Raw genomic sequence first — 18,954 nt, 5'->3', positions numbered from 1 at the left:
GAAGGACCCATGTATCCACAGCAAGTTCATAGTTATTTACGACAATTTTTTAATGAAAATGATTGCCCTATTATAAGTGAAGAAGAACATTATCTTACAGTACAATTAACAGCTGATATCGATAAAAGAATTATGAATCGCCCTTTTTATTGGCAATACGTAGAAGCGACAAATAGTGAGGCAAATCCAGCTCAAGTAACTTTCATTACAAATCAGACAGCATCAACTGGGAATCTTTATGGTGAAGCCATTCATTTCGGCTCACCGAGAATGAACCAGCTTTTTCAAGCGACAAGGGAGCTAGGAGCGTATGTTCAGCTTTTTGAGAAGGTAGATAACGCAATAGGGCAAGTTATCCTTACGCCATGGCTAGGTGTTAATTTTAAAGTGTCGTATTGCTGCGACCAAACGAAAGAAATGCTTTATTCATTTGGCATAAACTTGCTAACGGGCATCATCAAAGAGGAATTTCAGGAGACGATATGTGCATCTGAATTTGACACTGTTCCAGCAGACAATGCTTTTCATGTTCAATTTATCATCAAGCCCCTTAGAGCACTCGAAAGATTACACGCTACTATTGAAAAGATTATTGAACAAGATGACCATTCATGGGCTACTGAAGCAAAAAAACGATGGCAACGGGATCAGCGAGTGCTCGATTATTTTTATGAAGAGGAAGAAGACAAACCAGAATGCTATGAAATTGAAAAGAAGGCATTAGAGGAACAATACGATACCAAAATTAAAATAGAAATTATTAATGGTGGATTATTTTATCTTTATTAAACGAGGAGCTGTCCCTACTATTAGGACAGCTCCTCGTTTAATTTTCTTCAAAAATATTTTGTAGTTGTGCCAATTTATTATCCCAAAATAAATCAAAGTACTGTAGCCAGTCTTCAATTTCCTTTAGTTTTTCTGCATGTAATGTGTAAACTTTTTCCCGTCCCTTTTTTTGAGCAGAAACTAGTTCAGCCTGTTCTAAAATGTTTAAATGCTTCACGACAGCAGTTCGGCTTATAGAAAAATTCTCAGAAATAAGTGATATGGGTTTATCACTTGTGGCAAGTAGCTGTAGGACATGACGTCTTGTTGGATCAGCAATTGCTTGAAAAACATCATACTTTACAGCAAGCGGTGTCATTGTGATTCCACAACTTCTTTTAATTTTTTGCCGATAAGCATTGTCCAGCCGCCATCCATTGTTGTACGAATAGCTGCAGCAGGCATATTAGCTTTAGGAATGATGTGCGAAGCTTCTTTCCAGCCACCATGTGTTAACGTAAATTCTGTTTGCTCACCAATTTCTTTCAATTCAAAAGTGACAAACCATCCATCAGTATCCCATGCAAAACGAACAAAATGTGGGGCATCTACTTGTTCTACTCGACATGGTGAAGGGCCAAACGGTGATTGTATTGTAAATTCGTGACCTTCAATTGGCTTAAAATTATTTGGCATTAGCCAAGAAGCAATTTTTTCAGCGTCCGTTACAGTTTCCCATACTTTTTCAATCGGTGCTTTAAGTGTAACTGTCTTAACAATATTCTCTAGTTTTTCTGTCATTTAAAATGAACTCCTTTACGAAGAAATGTAACCTTAAGGTGTTATGAATATATAACACCTTAAGGTTATATGTCAATTATAAATACATTGGATAAATTTTCCCTCGCGTCTTTTTGTATGGGCATACATATGTTAAAATTATTTTTATAATTTTCTGACTGAAAAGGAGGCTTTAAAATGGTGAACATATCTGTCTTTTTATTAATGTGCATTTTATTAATTATTTTGCCTGGTCCGGATACGGCGATTGCCACAAAAAATACACTCACCGTAAGCAGAAAGGGAGGCTTACAGACTTTACTCGGTTCATGCTGTGGATTATTGATTCATACTTTTGCAGCGGTTATTGGACTTTCTGCGATTATTGTAAAGTCAGCATATGTATTTGCCATTTTAAAATACGTCGGAGCGGTTTATTTATGCTATTTAGGTGTTAAAACTTTATGGGCCTTACGAGCAATACGTACGGAGTCTCCTGTTGTGCAAGACGAAACTCAAATTGATAACAAATATTCACAGCAATCATGCTTTAAGCAAGGCTTCTTAACGAACGTTACAAACCCAAAGGTGGCTGTCTTTTTTCTAACATTTTTACCACAGTTTGTAGATGGTAAGAGCGGTACATTTATGCCGTTTCTTATCATGGGGCTTATTTATACTGCGTTAACAGGATTTTGGTTTGTATTTTATGTTTACTTGTTGGATAAAATTAGTGCATTTATGAAAAAGCCAACGACGAAGGCTATTATCGAAGGATTGACAGGTGCAGTGTTAATTGGTTTTGGCATTAAGCTAGCATTAGAAAAAGCCCACTAAAAGGTAACGGGTTCTGTTTTTTTAGTACAAAAAGCAACATTGCAGGTTAAAAGGTAAATTAATTAGCATACAAAAAGGTACTGCAATTCGCTAGTACCTTTTTGTACAACTTGTGTTGATTTTCCGTGAATCGGAATTTAACGAAAGCCCTTTGTTAGAACAGTAAGCTAAAAAGTTAAACGCCTAAAATTGATTTAATTCGCTCGTTTTCTTCTTTCTTATCCAAATATTCAAAGAGGCCAAGTCGATTTTTATGATATCGTCATTTGAATAAAACCTTCTACCAGCTGCAGATGTAAAGGGTGGCTTCAATAAATCAATTTCATCGTAGTAATGCAAAGTTCGAATGGTTACACCAGTTTTTTTAGCAAACTCGCCAATTGAATAATGTGTAGACAATTTATTACCTCCTCGTACTTGTTGTTATCTACATTGTAAAAGATAACGTAACGTGAGGAGCAAGAGGAAAAGTAATTTTTACGAAAGGGCAATTCTTTTAAAACTTGCCCGAACAACATTTTAAAAGGTCTCTTTGACTGCACTCAAAGAGTAAATAAAACTTCACGGATATACAATCCGTGAAGCTTGAACACTCTATATCTAGTTAGAAGAAAAGGAGGCCGATGCTAATAATAATGCCGGTGAAGATTAAAATAAATAAGCAGAAGCCCATTATATCTCTAGCCTTTAAGCCGGCAATTGCAAGGGCTGGGAGTGCCCAAAATGGCTGAATCATATTAGTCCAAGCGTCACCCCACGCAATAGCCATAGCTGTTTTAGCATAGTCGGCACCTAATGTGGTTGCAGCATCTAGCATAATAGGAGCTTGCACCGTCCATTGTCCACCACCTGACGGAATAAAGAAGTTAACAAGCCCTGCTGAGAAAAATGTGAACAGATAGAATGTATGTTCATTAGAAACATTAACGAACCATTCTGAGAATACAGTCGCTAAACCAGAAGCGGTCATCATGCCCATAATTCCCGCGTAAAACGGAAATTGAAAAACGATGCCTGTTGTTGTTTTAATAGCATCTTGTGCAGCAGCAAGGAAGCTTTGTGGTGTTCCATGGAAAATGATACCCAACACAATAAAAATCGTATTAATGACATTTAAATCAAGAACAAAGCCTTTCGTAGCAAAATGATGTACTAAATATACAAGGCCGATTATGCCGATTAAAATCGTTAAAATATAGCTACGCTCAGAGCGGCTCGCGAAGTTGTTCTCGGGCTTAGGTAGCTCTGTTTTTTCTTCCGCTAATAAAGCAGGGTCAACCTCTATTGTATCTTTGTCCTTTGGCATCATCCAACGATTAAACAACGGTAAAGTGAAGAGAATCACAATAACTATAAACAAGTTATAGGTTGAAAATAATGTAACATTTGTGGGCACGATGCCCATAGTGTCAGCAAACTTATGGCCTTCAGTCGCAATGGATAATGGAATTGAACCAGCTAATCCGCCATGCCAAATAACAAAGCCTGAGTAGGCACTGGCGATTAATAAACGATAGTCTACTTTTTTAACATGACGAGCTATTTCTTTTGCAAAAAGGGCACCAATTACAAGTCCGAATCCCCAGTTAATCCAGCAAGCGATTAGTGAAACGAATGTAATAATGATAATTGCCATGCCTGGTGTTGTTATTTTACTTGCAAAGGCTGATAATCCTTTTTTAAAGATAGGACTATTCGCTAAAATATGACCCGCTGCTAAGACAATCACCATTTGCATGGTAAATGCTAAGAGTTCCCAAAAACCATCTCCCCAATATATCACCATATCGAGCGGAGAAGAATCTGTTAATGCAACCCCTAAAAGTAATACTAATACTGTGAGTATCGTGACAAATATGTATGGGTCAGGTAAATATTTTTCCATAATTGCATTCGAAATTCTTGTTAACGTTTTCATGTTAGAAATCCCCTTTCCTTTTCTGCCATCCCTTATTGCTAATTTTACATAGAGAAATGAATAAATAAAGATAAAATAGGAATTAAGTACAATAAAATCAACGTAATGTAGAAATAAATTTGCGGTGACTATTGTGAGTGTAAATTTTGTTTAACATTATAAAAAGCCTTACTGCTCTTGTACTTGATGTACAAATTTTCAAGAAGGAGGATTAGTTGAAAATGAGGAGAATTTATTACTAAATAAGGATTTTAGGAATATTTTTTATAACAAATTAGAATAAATAGGGGGTATCTATATGGAGTTGCGAGATTTAAAAGCTTTTATGGCTGTTGTTGAATATGGGAGCTTTACAAAGGCAGCTAGCGAATCCTTTATATCACAGCCTTCATTAAGCAAAAGTATTAAAAAACTAGAGAATGCTCTTCATGTAGAGCTATTAAACCGATCTACCCGCAACATAGAATTAACAGACGCAGGTAGTATCGTCTATAAACAAGGACAAAAAATAACACGCTCTATACATGATTTACATATACTACTGGATGACTTGTCGAACATCAAAACAGGTACGATTAAATTAGGGATTCCACCGCTAATTGGGACCCTATTCTTTCCTGAAATCGCACGGAAGTTTCATAAGCAGTATCCAAATGTGCATTTAGAGTTAGTGGAACGTGGAGCTAAAATGATCGGGACATTAGTAGAAAACGGCGATGTTGATATGGGAATCGTAGTTATACCTACAGATGAAAGGAAATTTTCTGTCCAATCATTTGTGGAAGACCAATTTTTTGTCTTTATTAATGAGTCGCATCCATTAGCTCAGCAAGAACGTATTCTATTACAAGATTTAAAAAATGAAACATTCATTATCTTTACAGAGGAATTCACATTGCACGATTATGTCATTAAATCATGCAAAAGCGTAGGATTTACGCCAATAGTTGGCTATAAAAGCTCCCAATGGGATTTAATTGTGGAGCTAGTTTCCTCGAATTTAGGGGTGACGCTTTTACCATATTCAATTGCCGCAAAGCAGACAAACAAAAATGTCAAAATTATACCGTTACTAAATTTTGATATGCCATGGCGTTTAGGTGTTATTACAAAGAAAAATACATATCAATCTTTTGCATTAAAGCAGCTACTCCATACAATACGTTCTGAAAATTGATTTATGCACTTTTAGAATAAATAGTATTCTAATTAATTCCTTTACTTGTAAAATGATAGTAAGGTAGAATTTTTCTTAATAAACGAGAAATTTTAGGGGGTTTCGATATGGGGAAGGGAAAAGTGTGGAATTCGTTTGAGGAAGCCGTCGCAGATATTAAAGATGGAGATACATTAGCGGTAGGAGGCTTCGGGCTTTGTGGTATCCCTGAAAAATCAATTGCAGCGCTAGTCCAAAGGGGAACAAAGGACTTAACAGTTGTAAGCAATAACTGCGGTGTGGATGATTGGGGTTTAGGGCTTTTATTAGCAAATAAGCAAATCAAAAAAATGATTGCATCCTATGTAGGTGAAAATAAAATTTTCGAGCAGCAATTTTTAAGTGGGGAGCTTGAAGTAGAATTGACACCTCAAGGTACATTGGCGGAGCGTATGCGAGCAGGCGGTGCTGGAATTCCAGGCTTTTACACAGCTACTGGCGTTGGAACACCCATTGCTGAAGGTAAAGAAGTAAAGGTTTTTGATGGCAAGGAATATATCTTAGAAAAAGGGATTGTCGCAGATTTTGCCCTTGTCAAAGCATGGAAGGCAGACAAGCTAGGCAATTTAGTTTTCAGAAAAACGTCACGTAATTTTAATCCTCTAGCTGCAATGGCGGGGAAAATTACAATTGCAGAAGTAGAGGAAATTGTTGAAGTAGGAGAGCTAAATCCAGATCATATTCATACGCCCGGAGTGTTCGTGCAGCGCGTTTTACTAGGTGGCAATTATGAGAAACGTATTGAGCGTTTGACGGTGAAAAAGGGGGATGCGTAATGGCTGATACAAGACAACAAATCGTAAATAGAGCGGTAAAAGAAATACAAAACGGCATGAACGTCAATTTAGGAATTGGTATTCCAACGCTTGTGGCCAATGCAATTCCAGCTGATTATGACGTTCTTTTACAATCAGAAAATGGTCTTCTTGGCATTGGTCCATACCCAGCCGAAGAAGCGGTCGATCCTGATTTAATTAATGCGGGTAAAGAAACGGTGACTGCTGTTCCTGGCGCTTCTTTCTTTGACAGTGCTGAATCATTTGCTATGATTCGTGGAGGTCATATCGATCTGGCTATATTAGGTGGCATGGAAGTATCTGAAACAGGCGACCTTGCAAACTGGATGATTCCAGGGAAAATGGTGAAGGGTATGGGAGGCGCCATGGACCTTGTAGTCGGGGCGAAAAGAGTCGTCGTCGTGATGGAGCATGTCAATAAAAACGGTGAGTCAAAAATAAAAAAACAATGTGAGCTACCTTTGACAGGCAAGGGCGTTGTGCATAGATTAATAACAGATTTAGCTGTTTTCGACTTTACGGAAGAGGGCATGCAGCTGATAGAATTAACAGAGGGTGTCACGTTAGAGGAAGTAAAAGAGAAGACAGCTGCTTCATTTAACGTTGCCTTAGCAATATAAATGGAATGGAACCAGTTCTTTAGAAGAGCTGGTTTTTTCAATAGGAGTGTTGATCATTGGATATACATGAACTAAAAAGCGATATTATAAAACAATTTAAAGTGAGATCTAGTACGGAGAGGCCGTTCATTGTAGCGATTGATGGACTAGGTGGTGCAGGAAAATCCACTGTAGCTAACAAATTAGCGGAGGAGCTACAATCTATTTGTGCAGTAGCATTAATTCATATAGATAATCATATCGTAGAAAGAAGTAAACGCTATGATACTGGCTACGATGAATGGTATGAATACTATTATTTACAATGGGATATTGAGTTTATTAAAAATAATATGCTGTTGCCGTTACATAATAATAAATTACAACTTTTGCTTCCGTTTTATAATCAATCAGCAGATACCCTTAGCGATAGAATAATAAAATTAGATTCCAATAGTATTCTTCTTATCGAGGGGATATTCCTTTTGAGGCATGAATGGAGAAACTTCTATGATTATCGTTTATTTATAGATTTACCCCGAAAAAACAGAGAGGATAGAGTATTGCGACGGGATGCCTATATAGGAAATTATGAGGCACGATTAAGTAAATATAAAAGACGGTATTGGCCAGCAGAGGACTATTATTTAGAGAAAGAAAATCCGTTAGCTTGTGCAGATATAGTGATTTTCTAAAGCAGTATTGTCGCTTCGCGGGTATTTCAACCAACATCGCGGGTATTTGGCCTTCTTCCGTGGGTATTTAAGACGAGCGTGAAGGTTATTATTATTTTTCAGACTATTGGCTGTTTTTTAGAGCTATTGTGTCATTATACAATCATAGAAAAGGAGAAAAATAACTATGAGACAACAATGGTCTGATGAATTACAGGTGGCACAGGTACGTATAGCAAGGCCGACAGATAAATTAAAGGAAATTGAAGAATTTTATTGCGAAGGTGTAGGGTTAGAAAAAATAGGCTCTTTTTCAGGACATCGAGGCTACACGGGTATCATGATTGGCCTTCCGAATGCTAACTATCATTTAGAATTTATAGAGCATATTGACGGAAGTCCTTGCCTAGCGCCAACAAAGGATAATTTGCTCGTACTTTATATTCCAAAGCGTTCAACTATCCAGCTTATTGCTGAACGTTTATTGCGAATGGGCTATCCAGAAGTGGAGCCAGAAAATACATATTGGGCTGAAAAAGGTGTCACAATTGAAGATCCAGATGGTTGGCGTCTCGTATTAATGAACACAGAGGGGATTTAAATAGATAGGTGAACGTCCTTACAGTGTTGTTGCCTCATGGTTTATATACCCTGTATAGTATTCGTTTGCTATCTTGAGTAGCGAAAGACGAAATAGGTGGTTGGCAAAAAAACTTTTGTTAGAGGCAATAAAAAAAGATACCTCTCCACTATACGCAGAGGGGTATCTTGTCGTTGGAATGGTCTATTGTCCTAAAGAAGCACTTTGATGATAATGAGTAGCGATGGATTCAATATTTAGTTGGGTATAATTTGCCCAATTAGTCTTTTTAAAATCTTCCTCACTAAAGTAAATATTTAAAAGCTCAGTCATAGATTGATTCCCATTAGGTTTCGTTAATGGAGCATACCATTTAATAGCTGGAGTTTTCACACTTTGTAGCTTAGACAGCTCTGCGAATATTTTAGTGGAATCCTTCAACATTTGACTTTTCATACCTTTGTTCACATCAGTATCCTGTATAGAGATTGTTACGATACCATTCTTTTCTTCAACAGTGAATTTATTTTTAACGATAGCGCCTACTATATCTTCAATGGAAGTATTTTTATCGACTGCAACTTCCTTTGGAGCGGTATTTTTTCCGCAAGCTGATAATAAAAGTGTGGCTAGTAAAAACAAATAAAATAACTTCTTCAATGTGATAACCTCCCTTGTTACTACCATATATGCGCAAAATGGCGGTGAATTATACAAAAAAGAAGGAAGGTTAAAAATTTAATTAAAATGGAGTTGCATAAATAGATAACAGACGTTAGTCATCTGTTCCAGTATGTCATAAAATCAAAACTAGCCTTATCTTATTTTGTATTAATCAACATCTATGGGAGGCATCGAAAAAATGAATTTTCCAGAGTTTAAAAACTGTCTTTTGACATTAAGCGAAATAATTTATTTTGATAGCAATGAGTATCTTCGTGAAAAAACTTCTAATCCATTAAGAATAAAAGAAATTATAGACATTGCTGAAAATTTACTAGCAAATATAACGAATGAAGATGAGAAATATTTTCTAAAGGGCACGCTGGGGAATTTATATAGAATTTATGAGGAACCACAAAAAGCCGTTAACATTTTAACTGAATGTGTTACTATTGCTAGCAATCAGAACAACAGCAATCGAGAAATCATGTCATTAATACGCCTAGGAGAAGCCATTAAATATAACGGTAATCCAATGAAAGCATTAGGAATCTTCAACGAAGTTTTAGATAAAAGTAAAGCAAACAATAATTTGTTATATTTGGATTTTGCCATACAACATAAAGGAAAGTGCTTATTAGAATTAGGAGAAATAGCGGAGGCAGAAAAATGCTTTAAAGAAGCATTGAGGTTAAGGGAACTTAAAGAGGATATATTACTTATTGAATCTACCCAACAAGCATTAAATTTTATAAAGAAACTGAAATGTTAATGTTAATGCCTAAAATCTTTTATAATAATCAATTTCGTATGTAATGGATGGTCAAGTATTTATGGACAGCAATTTATCTTTATAAATCAGTATAAATTGAATAAAGTTTACAAAAACTTGTAGGTAGCTGAGACCATCATTTATGATGGTCTTTTTTTATAACGATTTTTGTAAGCGTATACACTTTTCGCGTAGTTTTTTTCTTTTAACTATTGAATTGCTAGTGAAAACAATGTATAGTGAAGTGATTTGTCTGACGTCTGACTATCTACATATTTTCGGTTTTAAGATCTATGGCTGTTATTCAAGTTTCAATACTAGCACATAATGAACGGAAAGACGGGTATATAGTTTAGGATATCGAACGCCAAAAAAATTATCATATATATGGAGGAACATATGAGATACTTAATATCCTTTTGTGGATTGTTACTTGTTTTTGGTTTAGCTCTGTTAATGAGTAAAAACAAAAAAGAAATAAAATATAAAAACATAATTATTATGTTAATCATCCAATTTATCTTTGCAGCATTACTGCTAAATACAAAGTTTGGTTATGTTCTAATCAAAGGATTTACAAAAGTATTTGATCATTTACTGGCTTATGCAAGTACGGGCGTAACTTTTGTTTTTGGTGGTTTAGCGAATAAAGGAGAGTATTCCTTCTTCCTAAATGTATTATTACCAATTATTTTTATATCTGTATTGATAGGGATCTTACAGCATTTCAAAATTCTTCCTTTCGTCATGAAATGGATAGGTTTACTTTTAAGTAAAGTAAGTGGTATGGGGAAATTGGAATCATATAATGCTGTTGCTTCTGCGATGGTAGGTCAATCAGAAGTATTTATTACTGTAAAAAAACAATTAGATAAGATTAGTCCACAGCGAATGTATACATTATGTGCATCAGCAATGTCGACAGTTTCTATGTCAGTTGTTGGAGCATATATGACGATGATCGAACCCAAATATGTTGTAACGGCCATTGTGCTGAATTTGTTTGGTGGGTTTATTATTGTATCGATCATTAATCCGTATACAGTAGAAGAAAGCGAAGATATTTTAAAAATTGAAGATGAGCATAAGCAATCTTTCTTCCAAATGCTTGGAGAATATATTATGGATGGATTTAAAGTAGCCATCATTGTTGGAGCTATGCTTATCGGTTTCGTAGCATTAATGGATTTAATCAATTCGTTATTTGATATGATTTTCGGTATATCCTTCCAAGATATTTTAGGTTATATCTTTGCACCGATCGCTTTCCTAATGGGTATACCGTGGGCAGATGCTATTACGGCTGGAGGAATTATGGCAACAAAATTAGTGACGAATGAATTTGTTGCAATGATAAGCCTTGGAGAAGTAGCCAAGTCTATGAGTGCGCATACACTGGCTATCATTTCAGTCTTCCTTGTATCTTTTGCAAACTTCTCATCTATCGGTATTATTGCCGGAGCAGTAAAAGGGTTGAACGAAAGACAAGGGAATGTAGTTGCTCGTTTTGGCTTGAAGTTATTGTATGGAGCCACACTCGTTAGTATCTTAACGGCTACAATTGTTGGTTTTGTTATTTAACACTGGAAGCCATTATGCTGAGGCATAATGATTTAAAATAAGCAGTTGACTGCATCCCAATAGACGTGTCTATGGGGGTGCAGTTTTTTTATGATTAAAGTGTGCAGTTCAATTTTTTTGCATTTCAGGAATGTCTAACGGTACAGTTTAGGGAGAGTAGAAGGGGATCGGTCAGGATAGACTTTTACTTGTACCTTTTCTGGCAAAATGAATAAAGATGAGTAACAGTAGTTGAAATAATACAACAAATAAAAATACAATTCCCAAAATAATGAATGATATCATTTTAACTTCAGGAGTTTGAACTACCCCTGCATAATCAACTTCTCTTACGCCTATAAATATCGCCCCAGCAGCAAAAATAAATAGCCATACAGTGTTTAAGGCCCACCATATTTTCATACTCAATATAAATATCTCCTTTCTTTTCTAGATTCGCCCAAGAGCTAAGATAAATGAGCATTCTAATGCGATGTTTAATAAATGTTATCCCGGGCTTTCGGTGATAAACTTTAAAGTTCTACTTAATGTTTTATGGTGTAATTGTAACACTTTTCCTTTTTTAATGAAAACAAACTTAAGGCGGTACTATCTCTCAGCCTTAAGACTGATTTCCCAATAATTCACAAAAGGAAAGAAGTACACTAGATTCATTTCTCCATAAAAAAAGGCGCCAGCTAACCGCAGTTAACCAACGCCTTATTCTTTATTGTTAAGAAGGTTTTATTTCCATTCCTTCTTTATCTTTGAATTTACCGATAATAATCATAATAAAATCGATCAATGTCCAGATACCTAGTCCACCCAAAGTTATAATCATTAAAATACCAGTACCAATTTTACCTGCGTAGAAGCGGTGTATTCCTAGGCTGCCTAAAAAGAAACATAGTAAAATCATTGCTATATAGCTTTTTTCTGAAGTTCGTTGTTGCATTTTTATTAATCACCTTTCTTTTTGTAGTAATTATTTACTACATTACCATTCAGAATTCTACCATTCTTTTATGTATTTCTCTACCTGAAAAAAGTGCCAACCATAGTTAACCAGGGCGTTATTCGTTGCTGTTTAATAGGTAAAGTTTATAACCTACTTTATCTTTGAATTTGCCGATAACAATCATAAACAAATCGATTAATACCCAGATATCCAATCTCCCTAAAGTCACAATCTTTAAAATGACGAACGGAGAATGATAAGTAATGTTGTCTAGGGAATAATGATAAATAAAGGTGAAAGGTAAAATAAGTATATTGTAAACAAATAAAGGGAGAGGGTGCATTTATCGTGTTATTTTAAATTTTTGCATAAAAAATCACCCTCCAATAATGGAGAGTGATTCGCTCAAAGCCTTGTGGCTGTATGATTAAATTAAAAAGCCGCGTATGCCGTAGTTATTATAGAAAGTTTTAAACCACCACTCCTCAAAGTGGGTGTTCGCAGAAGCTTTCCTGCTTATCCTCATGCACCTTAGTGTGAGGCCCGTCATTCCAACTCCAATAATAAAACTCCCTTTTACAGCTTAAAGGTTAAAACTTAATATTATACGAACAATGCAGCCTTTAAGGATATAATAAGGCATGTTAAACAAACTTGCAAGTAAGTTTGTTTGTACAAAAAAGTCAATGGGCAAGAGTTCCAAATGGTACATATCTCAGAATGAAATATTTTCAAAAGCTTGAAACAGATTCATACATTATTCACAAATGCGAACGAAAAATACGAACAATCTTTACTTAGTAAGGTGGAGTATGTAAGATAAAGGAGCATATATAGGGTTTACCTAGTAAATAAGGAAAGGGAGGAAGCAGAAATGGCAGCTTATCCAAATTGTCCAAAATGTAATTCTGAATACACATATGAGGATGGAACGAACTTTGTATGCCCAGAATGTGCACATGAGTGGAGCACAGATGTAACGGAGCAGGAGGCAGATACGCTAATAGTAAAAGATGCCCATGGCAATTTACTTGCGGACGGCGATTCCGTTACAATTATTAAGGATTTAAAGGTTAAAGGTAGTTCTTCAACATTAAAAATTGGGACAAAGGTGAAAAGCATTCGTCTCGTTGAAGGCGATCACAATATTGATTGTAAAATCGATGGCTTTGGTGCAATGAAATTAAAGTCAGAGTTCGTTAAAAAAGCATAATTACTGTAAAAAGAGTCGTGAAAGGAAGCGCCACAAGGCTATTCTAAACCGACTCTTTTTTATTTATATTCAGTAGGTGTCTAAACAACCTACTGAATAAATAAAGCGTCCGGCGGATGTCACGGATTTTGAAAGGGATGAATAAAGGATGTTAATGCCTCGGATATATCCTTATGTGTAGTGGTTGATTGGAGTGGAGGCTGGGCGACTCCTTGGGGATTAGCGATAGGGGAACGAAGGCTAAGAACATCACATCCTGTGATAACGCCTTCGTGACCAACATCCTGTTGGCCCGAGACCCTGCAGCGAGCAACGCGAGTGAAGCGGCTCATCGGACGCCCTTAGGAAAGCGCTCAGCCGGAACGGAAATCAACCCCTCGTTTTGCAGAAAGAAATTATTGAATAATCATTCAACAACTTCTTTCTGCAAGATGAAACATTATGTTGTAAACCTACGTAATAGAATCGCAAAAATAGCTCCGAATAGGGCAAAAATAGTATGTAAAAGTGCTATGTAGCTAGCGCCAATTAACAGTGTACCAATTTCCGTTAAGGAGTAGTGGGTGACATAGAGCGAGTTATTGATATTATTAATAATAGCCCATACGAAAACAGGTATAAAGCTGATGGCAAAAACAATCCAAATATTTTTATAAAAGAAATAAGTAAGACAGCCGAAAATCGCGTAAGATACTGCAAAGCCTGTTTGATTACCAAGCAAGGATGAGTTAATGGCAAACATAAAGGATAGTACGATAAAAACAAGGTGGAGAATTGTTACTGTTCTTTTCATTAGTAAATGATAGCCTAGTGATTGCTTTGAAGTAGCGAGCTGTCGACAATGCTCACAATTAGCTAAATGTTGTTCGATAAATTCTATAGTAGTTTCTTGGAGCGCTTGTTTTTTATACAAAGGTAATAAATCCTCTACAATTGAACAATCTTGTGACAAAAGTTTCCCTCCAATCGGTCTTCTTCCATTATACGACTTTTTGGGGAAAATAAAAAAAGCCTTCCGTATGCTAATTCGTTCGGAAAACTTGTACATGCACCTATTTAATTTGATGTTAATACTTCGTTTGTCAAAGCTTGAATATCGATGTGTGTTTTTTCCTTCACAGCATCCTTGAGAATCTCCGTACGGAAATAGTGAACCGAAGCTTCGAGAGGAATGACTAAAAGCTTAGAAAGAGCTGATTGATACATATGCACAAATTCTTTATCGGTGTTTCCGCGTTTTAACTCAGCAAAGGCTTCGTAGAATTGGTCAAGTTTATCAGCAAACTCAAGTAGGCGACCTTCGATAGTTTTATCCTTACCTTCTTTCATACGCTCAAAGAAGACTGCCTGAAATTCCTGTGGGATCTCATCTATAATAAATTTCTCCATCATTTTCTCTTCTACGTGTGCAAGCATTTGTTTAAGTTCTGGGCTCGCGTGCTTTACCGGAGTTTTAATATCGCCGATAAACACTTCAGCAAAGTCGTGGTTGATGGTTTTTTCATACAATGATTTCCAATTAATTGTAGCTCCGTTCATTTCCTCAAGTGTGGCAAAGAACATCGCATACTGTGATACCTTCCAAGAATGAGCAGCCACATTGTGCTCTTCAAATTTGAAGCGTCCAGGGCAACGAATAATACGCTCTAAGTCATTAAGACTTGTAAAAAATTGATGAATACCTATAAAAATCACTCCTTTTTGTACTATAAGTGCATGTTACTATAATCCTTTCCCTCTTTGTGCAAATTTCAAACAACTTAACAATGATTCATTTTACGTTTACAAAGGATTCACAATTGACGATAAAGCACACTTGTATTGAATGCTATAATGAGGGGGATTGATTAAAAGGGAGGAGTAAGCATCATGATTTCAATTTATACACTTCTTCTTTACATACATATTTTAAGTGCTATTCTTTCGATTGGGCCTTTGTTCGTTGTTTTAACAATTGTTAAGAAAATGCGTACAGCATCTCATGTTGAAATGCCACCATATATTGAGTCTTTTAAAGGAGCAATTACGATCGTCAAGCATTCGGGGCATGTTCTTGTTGCATCTGGTATTTTATTAATGTGGCATGTGGGCTATCATTGGAGTACTTCGTGGGTTGTTCTTACGTTTCTCGTGATGTTTGCCTCCATTGTTTTTTTAGCAAGAGCGTTCAAACCGACGCTACAGACATTTAATACACCTGCCTATGACCAACAAAGGTTTGTGTCCTTGTTACATCGCAAAGTATGGATGTACATTTGGTTATTGTTAATCATGTTATGGCTAATGGTAGCAAAACCTGTGCTTTGGTAAAGGACAAAAAATCGAACCCTAAGTTTTTTGAATGTTGCTGCCGCTACGTTGCACTGCGCTTTAGCACAAAAAAGATCAATTGGCTGAAGTTTCGTTTTTTTCCTATAAATTAGAGTGATAAACCAAAAGATACACGCTATGTGAAGTGGTTGATTGGAGTGGAGACTGAGCGACTCCTTGGGGATCAGCAATAGAGGAACGGAGGCTAAAATCATCACATCCTGTGATAACGCCTCCGTGACCAACATCGTGCTGCTGACGCTTCGTTAGCACTACGCTTTCGCGCAAAAGACATCTGTTGGCCCGAGACCCTGGAGCAAGCAAGTAGGGGAACGAAGGCTAGGAGCATCACATCCTGTGATAACCCCTTCGTGACCAACATCGGTGCTGCTGCCGCTTCGCTTTCGCGCAAAAAACATCTGTTGGCCCAAGCGGCTCATCGGACGCCCCCAGGAAGCTTTGCTCTGTGCGAAAGCGAAGCGGCAGCAAATGTTTTATCTGTGCGAAAGCGAAGCGACAGCAACAACAAAGCGCTCAGTCGGAACGGAAATCAATCCCTCGTTTTGCACAATAGTTTTTCAACAATATGCAAAAATCGCACCCTGAGAGGAGTGCGATTTTTTTCATCAATTACTTAGCAATCGTTTGAAATAGCTTTTGCGAATAAATAAGTAACTAACGAGGAACAAGGCGAAGAAGCATAAAGAGCTCATCATAGAGACTTGTAAAAATGCTGCGGAAACCATTGTTCGCATAGCAAATAATGTAGCGAATAGCATCGTAATTGCTATCGCGAATGGTACAAATATAAGGATTGCTAACTCCTTAGAGACAACCGTATATAACTCTTTTTTAGATAGCCCGAGTTTCCGTATACCTAAATACTTTTCTTTTTCCTGAAGGAGTGTCGTTTGTAAATAGAAGTAAAGTAAACTCATCGCCGCACTTAAGAAAATTAAGCTCAACATAGAACCGATAAAGAACAATACACTTTTTACAAACATCTCAGTGTTATACAAATCGATTTTTGAAGTTACATAACGCTTCTCATATACATTGGGGAAATCATCCATTATTTTTTTCGCCAGCTCTGTATGTGCTGTCCAATTATCTAGCTCAAATAAGTAGGCTTTGTAGACAGGGTATTCGATTTTGTTATAAACATCATCAGGTACAATGAAATATGTTTGTTGGAAACCTGTTGTTAATAGATTTTTGTCATTTACAGATACAAGCTTAAAGTCCTTCAGGTATTTATCATCACTTACATTAGTAGTTGGTAACATTTTGCGATCACCAGCAACCGCTATAAACTCGTTTGCACCTAAGCTAACCTTTTCATTGTGTAACAAGTTATAATCGGACATTGACATATAGCCAAAACGGCGTTCTTCATTCGATTTAAAGCCAATAAAATACTTTTGTGCGTCCACTGTAGATAATTGTTTGTCAAGATTTTCAATATCAGCTTCTACCTTACTTGGGTCAGCCTTAGGAGGAGCAATATACTGAAAGCTGTATGGATAATTTGCCTCACTGTCCTTTTCAACACTGTAGTAAGAGCTAAATAAAATGCTTGTACTTAAAAATACACCGCTTAATAAGAGCGTGATTAAAAAGAGCATATTTGCGTGCGATTTCATTTTCGCGTTTAGGTTGGAAGCCAGTAGCATATTTGTTTGTTTCAAATAGGCTGACGATCTCTCAAAAGCTTTTAGCAGGATGCGCATTCCTTGTGAGATGATGAGATAAACCGTAAAAAGAATACTTGCGAAAAATGCTAGGTAGTAAAGGATACCGAAACTATTTATAAGCTCATGATCAATTTTTAATAAATAGGCTAAAGTAGTTGAAATAATAAAACTAACGAATAATAAAAGATAATGTGGTTTTATCGATTTTTCAATAACAGCATCACTTTTTAATAGTTGAATGGACGCTTCCTTATTAATAAATCTTGTCATTATTCTAGAAATCACAACGAATAATAGAAGGAATAAACCAACCGTTAAAGCAATTGCTTTCATCGGCATATACATTCCGAAAGTTTCTGCTTTTAAAACAACCTTGGCACCTAGTAAGAAAAGGGGCGTAATGACAAGCCCAAAAATGATTGCTGAAATAATCGCCATTACACCGATTAGGATATTTTCACGAAAGACTAACGTACGAATCTGTTTCATCGAAGCACCTGTAATCATAAAAATACCTAATGTTTTTGTTTTTTTCTTTAAAAACGCCATTATTGAGTACGCAATGAAAAGAAATGAAAACAAATAAACGAGCATGCTTGCTAGTAATAATGAAATACCAAGTGTTGAGCTTGGATCTAAACTATTAAGACTTGGATGAAAGGCGATGACTGTAAATAAAAAGAAAATAATAATAGAGAACATACTACTAAGGAAATACGAAACATAAGTCCATTTATCACGTAAAATGTTTTGAACGACAATATGATTAAAGCTCATGATGTCCACCACCTAAGAAAGCGAGTGTGTCCATGATTTCCTGGTAAAATTGTTTGCGATTATGACCACGATGAATTTCGTTATATAATTTACCATCTTTGATGAAGATAATACGATTGGCGAAGCTTGCTACATAAGGGTCATGTGTTACCATTAAAATTGCAGTTTTCAGATCTGAATGAATAGAACTAAATAAGTTCATCACATCATTTACTGCCTTAGAATCGAGATTTCCTGTAGGCTCATCTGCCAACAATAAACTTGGCTCGTGAATTACCGCACGAGCAATAGCGACACGTTGTTTTTGCCCACCGGAAATTTCATAAATTCGTTTTGAAAGAAGTTCTTCAATTCCAAGAAATTGAGATATATGTTTAAGTCGTTGTTGCATTTTATCAGCAGGTAAACTATCTAAAGTTAACGGCAATAAAATATTTTCTTTCACCGTTAATGTGTGTACAAGATTAAAATCTTGAAAGACAAAGCCTAATTCTGAACGACGGAACTTTGCAAGCTCGTCATCATCTAGTGCATAAGGATTTCTACCATTGATAAGAATTTTGCCGGCAGTAGGGCGATCAATTGTTGATACGCTATTTAAAAAAGTAGTTTTCCCACTTCCAGAAGGTCCCATGACGGCTACGAATTCATTCTCGCCAAGCTGAAAATCTATGCCATTCAATGCCTTATAGGTGATCTCGCCGATATATTCTTTTTGCAGATTGGTCACTTGTAGGATTGAATTTTCCATCTTTGAACAACTCCCTTACTTTTATTGAATAGCTTAAGTATAAAGAAGGAGCGTCATTTTACCTATTTGGCTGTATGACATCAATAT

Annotated in this window: 22 protein-coding genes and 1 other RNA gene; 11 read left to right on the top strand and 12 right to left on the bottom strand. The window is 36.3% G+C overall.

The window, feature by feature from the left end:
• Positions 1-9 precede the first annotated feature (9 nt).
• Positions 10-789 carry a YqhG family protein gene (locus MOK21_RS19410; RefSeq protein ID WP_249075601.1) on the top strand — a complete coding sequence of 260 codons (780 nt, stop codon included), beginning with the start codon at positions 10-12 and terminating at the stop codon, positions 787-789.
• A gap of 37 nt (positions 790-826) precedes the next feature.
• Here the strand turns inward: MOK21_RS19410 and MOK21_RS19405 are convergent, their stop codons facing one another.
• Complete coding sequence (locus tag MOK21_RS19405) at positions 827-1,147, bottom strand: ArsR/SmtB family transcription factor (RefSeq protein WP_249075600.1); 321 nt, start codon at positions 1,145-1,147, stop codon at positions 827-829.
• Positions 1,144-1,569, bottom strand: a complete 426-nt coding sequence (locus MOK21_RS19400) for an SRPBCC family protein (protein ID WP_249075599.1) — start codon at positions 1,567-1,569, stop codon at positions 1,144-1,146. Before MOK21_RS19400 ends, MOK21_RS19405 begins: the two co-directional genes overlap by 4 nt.
• A 177-nt stretch (positions 1,570-1,746) precedes the next feature.
• Here MOK21_RS19400 and MOK21_RS19395 point away from each other — a divergent pair, with 177 nt between their 5' ends.
• Entirely contained in the window at positions 1,747-2,385 is a 639-nt protein-coding gene (locus tag MOK21_RS19395; RefSeq protein WP_249075598.1) for a LysE family translocator, read from the top strand.
• Positions 2,386-2,568: 183 nt separating this feature from the next.
• Here the strand turns inward: MOK21_RS19395 and MOK21_RS19390 are convergent, their stop codons facing one another.
• A complete protein-coding gene (locus MOK21_RS19390; protein ID WP_249075597.1) occupies positions 2,569-2,784 on the bottom strand; it encodes a MerR family DNA-binding transcriptional regulator in 216 nt (71 codons plus the stop codon).
• 205 nt (positions 2,785-2,989) lie between these two features.
• A complete protein-coding gene (locus MOK21_RS19385; RefSeq protein ID WP_249075596.1) occupies positions 2,990-4,303 on the bottom strand; it encodes a short-chain fatty acid transporter in 1,314 nt (437 codons plus the stop codon).
• 298 nt (positions 4,304-4,601) lie between these two features.
• Between MOK21_RS19385 and MOK21_RS19380 the strand changes: the two genes are divergently transcribed.
• From MOK21_RS19380 to MOK21_RS19360, 5 genes are all read left to right on the top strand, one after another.
• Positions 4,602-5,480 (top strand): LysR family transcriptional regulator, encoded by an 879-nt coding sequence (locus tag MOK21_RS19380; protein WP_249075595.1) that lies wholly within the window; start codon positions 4,602-4,604, stop codon positions 5,478-5,480.
• Positions 5,481-5,587: 107 nt separating this feature from the next.
• Positions 5,588-6,295: a CoA transferase subunit A gene (locus tag MOK21_RS19375; RefSeq protein WP_249075594.1), complete on the top strand. Its 708-nt coding sequence runs from the start codon at positions 5,588-5,590 to the stop codon at positions 6,293-6,295.
• Entirely contained in the window at positions 6,295-6,936 is a 642-nt protein-coding gene (locus tag MOK21_RS19370) for a 3-oxoacid CoA-transferase subunit B (RefSeq protein WP_249075593.1), read from the top strand. Before MOK21_RS19375 ends, MOK21_RS19370 begins: the two co-directional genes overlap by 1 nt.
• Positions 6,937-6,992: 56 nt before the next feature.
• Positions 6,993-7,610, top strand: a complete 618-nt coding sequence (locus tag MOK21_RS19365) for a kinase (protein ID WP_249075592.1) — start codon at positions 6,993-6,995, stop codon at positions 7,608-7,610.
• 166 nt (positions 7,611-7,776) lie between these two features.
• Positions 7,777-8,190 (top strand): VOC family protein, encoded by a 414-nt coding sequence (locus MOK21_RS19360; protein WP_249075591.1) that lies wholly within the window; start codon positions 7,777-7,779, stop codon positions 8,188-8,190.
• 183 nt (positions 8,191-8,373) lie between these two features.
• On the opposite strand, the gene MOK21_RS19355 is transcribed toward MOK21_RS19360, so the two are convergent.
• A complete protein-coding gene (locus MOK21_RS19355) occupies positions 8,374-8,829 on the bottom strand; it encodes a hypothetical protein (RefSeq protein ID WP_249075590.1) in 456 nt (151 codons plus the stop codon).
• Between the two features lie 202 nt (positions 8,830-9,031).
• On the opposite strand from MOK21_RS19355, the gene MOK21_RS19350 reads away from it, so the two are divergent.
• Positions 9,032-9,604, top strand: coding sequence for a tetratricopeptide repeat protein (locus MOK21_RS19350; protein WP_249075589.1), 573 nt, complete (start codon positions 9,032-9,034; stop codon positions 9,602-9,604).
• A 399-nt stretch (positions 9,605-10,003) separates the two neighbouring features.
• Complete coding sequence (locus MOK21_RS19345) at positions 10,004-11,185, top strand: NupC/NupG family nucleoside CNT transporter (RefSeq protein WP_283164809.1); 1,182 nt, start codon at positions 10,004-10,006, stop codon at positions 11,183-11,185.
• 171 nt (positions 11,186-11,356) lie between these two features.
• Here MOK21_RS19345 and MOK21_RS19340 read toward each other — a convergent pair whose 3' ends face one another.
• The 3 genes from MOK21_RS19340 to ssrS form a co-directional block, all read right to left on the bottom strand.
• Positions 11,357-11,587, bottom strand: a complete 231-nt coding sequence (locus MOK21_RS19340; protein ID WP_249075656.1) for a DUF3923 family protein — start codon at positions 11,585-11,587, stop codon at positions 11,357-11,359.
• 310 nt (positions 11,588-11,897) lie between these two features.
• Positions 11,898-12,119 carry a TM2 domain-containing protein gene (locus tag MOK21_RS19335; RefSeq protein WP_249075587.1) on the bottom strand — a complete coding sequence of 74 codons (222 nt, stop codon included), beginning with the start codon at positions 12,117-12,119 and terminating at the stop codon, positions 11,898-11,900.
• A 436-nt stretch (positions 12,120-12,555) separates the two neighbouring features.
• Positions 12,556-12,748, bottom strand: a non-coding RNA gene (gene ssrS / locus MOK21_RS19330) — 6S RNA.
• Between the two features lie 248 nt (positions 12,749-12,996).
• On the opposite strand from ssrS, the gene MOK21_RS19325 reads away from it, so the two are divergent.
• Positions 12,997-13,335 carry a zinc ribbon domain-containing protein YjdM gene (locus MOK21_RS19325; RefSeq protein ID WP_249075586.1) on the top strand — a complete coding sequence of 113 codons (339 nt, stop codon included), beginning with the start codon at positions 12,997-12,999 and terminating at the stop codon, positions 13,333-13,335.
• A 439-nt stretch (positions 13,336-13,774) separates the two neighbouring features.
• Here MOK21_RS19325 and MOK21_RS19320 read toward each other — a convergent pair whose 3' ends face one another.
• Both MOK21_RS19320 and MOK21_RS19315 read right to left on the bottom strand, forming a co-directional pair.
• Complete coding sequence (locus MOK21_RS19320; RefSeq protein WP_249075585.1) at positions 13,775-14,287, bottom strand: zf-HC2 domain-containing protein; 513 nt, start codon at positions 14,285-14,287, stop codon at positions 13,775-13,777.
• A gap of 104 nt (positions 14,288-14,391) precedes the next feature.
• Positions 14,392-15,030 (bottom strand): YfbR-like 5'-deoxynucleotidase, encoded by a 639-nt coding sequence (locus MOK21_RS19315; RefSeq protein ID WP_249075584.1) that lies wholly within the window; start codon positions 15,028-15,030, stop codon positions 14,392-14,394.
• Positions 15,031-15,204: 174 nt separating this feature from the next.
• On the opposite strand from MOK21_RS19315, the gene MOK21_RS19310 reads away from it, so the two are divergent.
• Positions 15,205-15,645 (top strand): hypothetical protein, encoded by a 441-nt coding sequence (locus tag MOK21_RS19310; protein WP_249075583.1) that lies wholly within the window; start codon positions 15,205-15,207, stop codon positions 15,643-15,645.
• Between the two features lie 626 nt (positions 15,646-16,271).
• On the opposite strand, the gene MOK21_RS19305 is transcribed toward MOK21_RS19310, so the two are convergent.
• The gene (locus MOK21_RS19305; RefSeq protein WP_249075582.1) at positions 16,272-18,116 is read right to left on the bottom strand and encodes an FtsX-like permease family protein; all 1,845 of its coding nucleotides are present in this window, start codon (positions 18,114-18,116) and stop codon (positions 16,272-16,274) included.
• The gene (locus tag MOK21_RS19300) at positions 18,106-18,867 is read right to left on the bottom strand and encodes an ABC transporter ATP-binding protein (RefSeq protein WP_249075581.1); all 762 of its coding nucleotides are present in this window, start codon (positions 18,865-18,867) and stop codon (positions 18,106-18,108) included. Before MOK21_RS19300 ends, MOK21_RS19305 begins: the two co-directional genes overlap by 11 nt.
• Between the last annotated feature and the right edge of the window lie 87 nt (positions 18,868-18,954).

Origin of the sequence: Lysinibacillus sp. BPa_S21, from assembly GCF_023337795.1 — a bacterium.
Taxonomy (GTDB): domain Bacteria; phylum Bacillota; class Bacilli; order Bacillales_A; family Planococcaceae; genus Lysinibacillus.
Note: the sequence above shows the minus strand (reverse complement) of the source record. Positions and strands in the feature narration are given on the sequence as shown.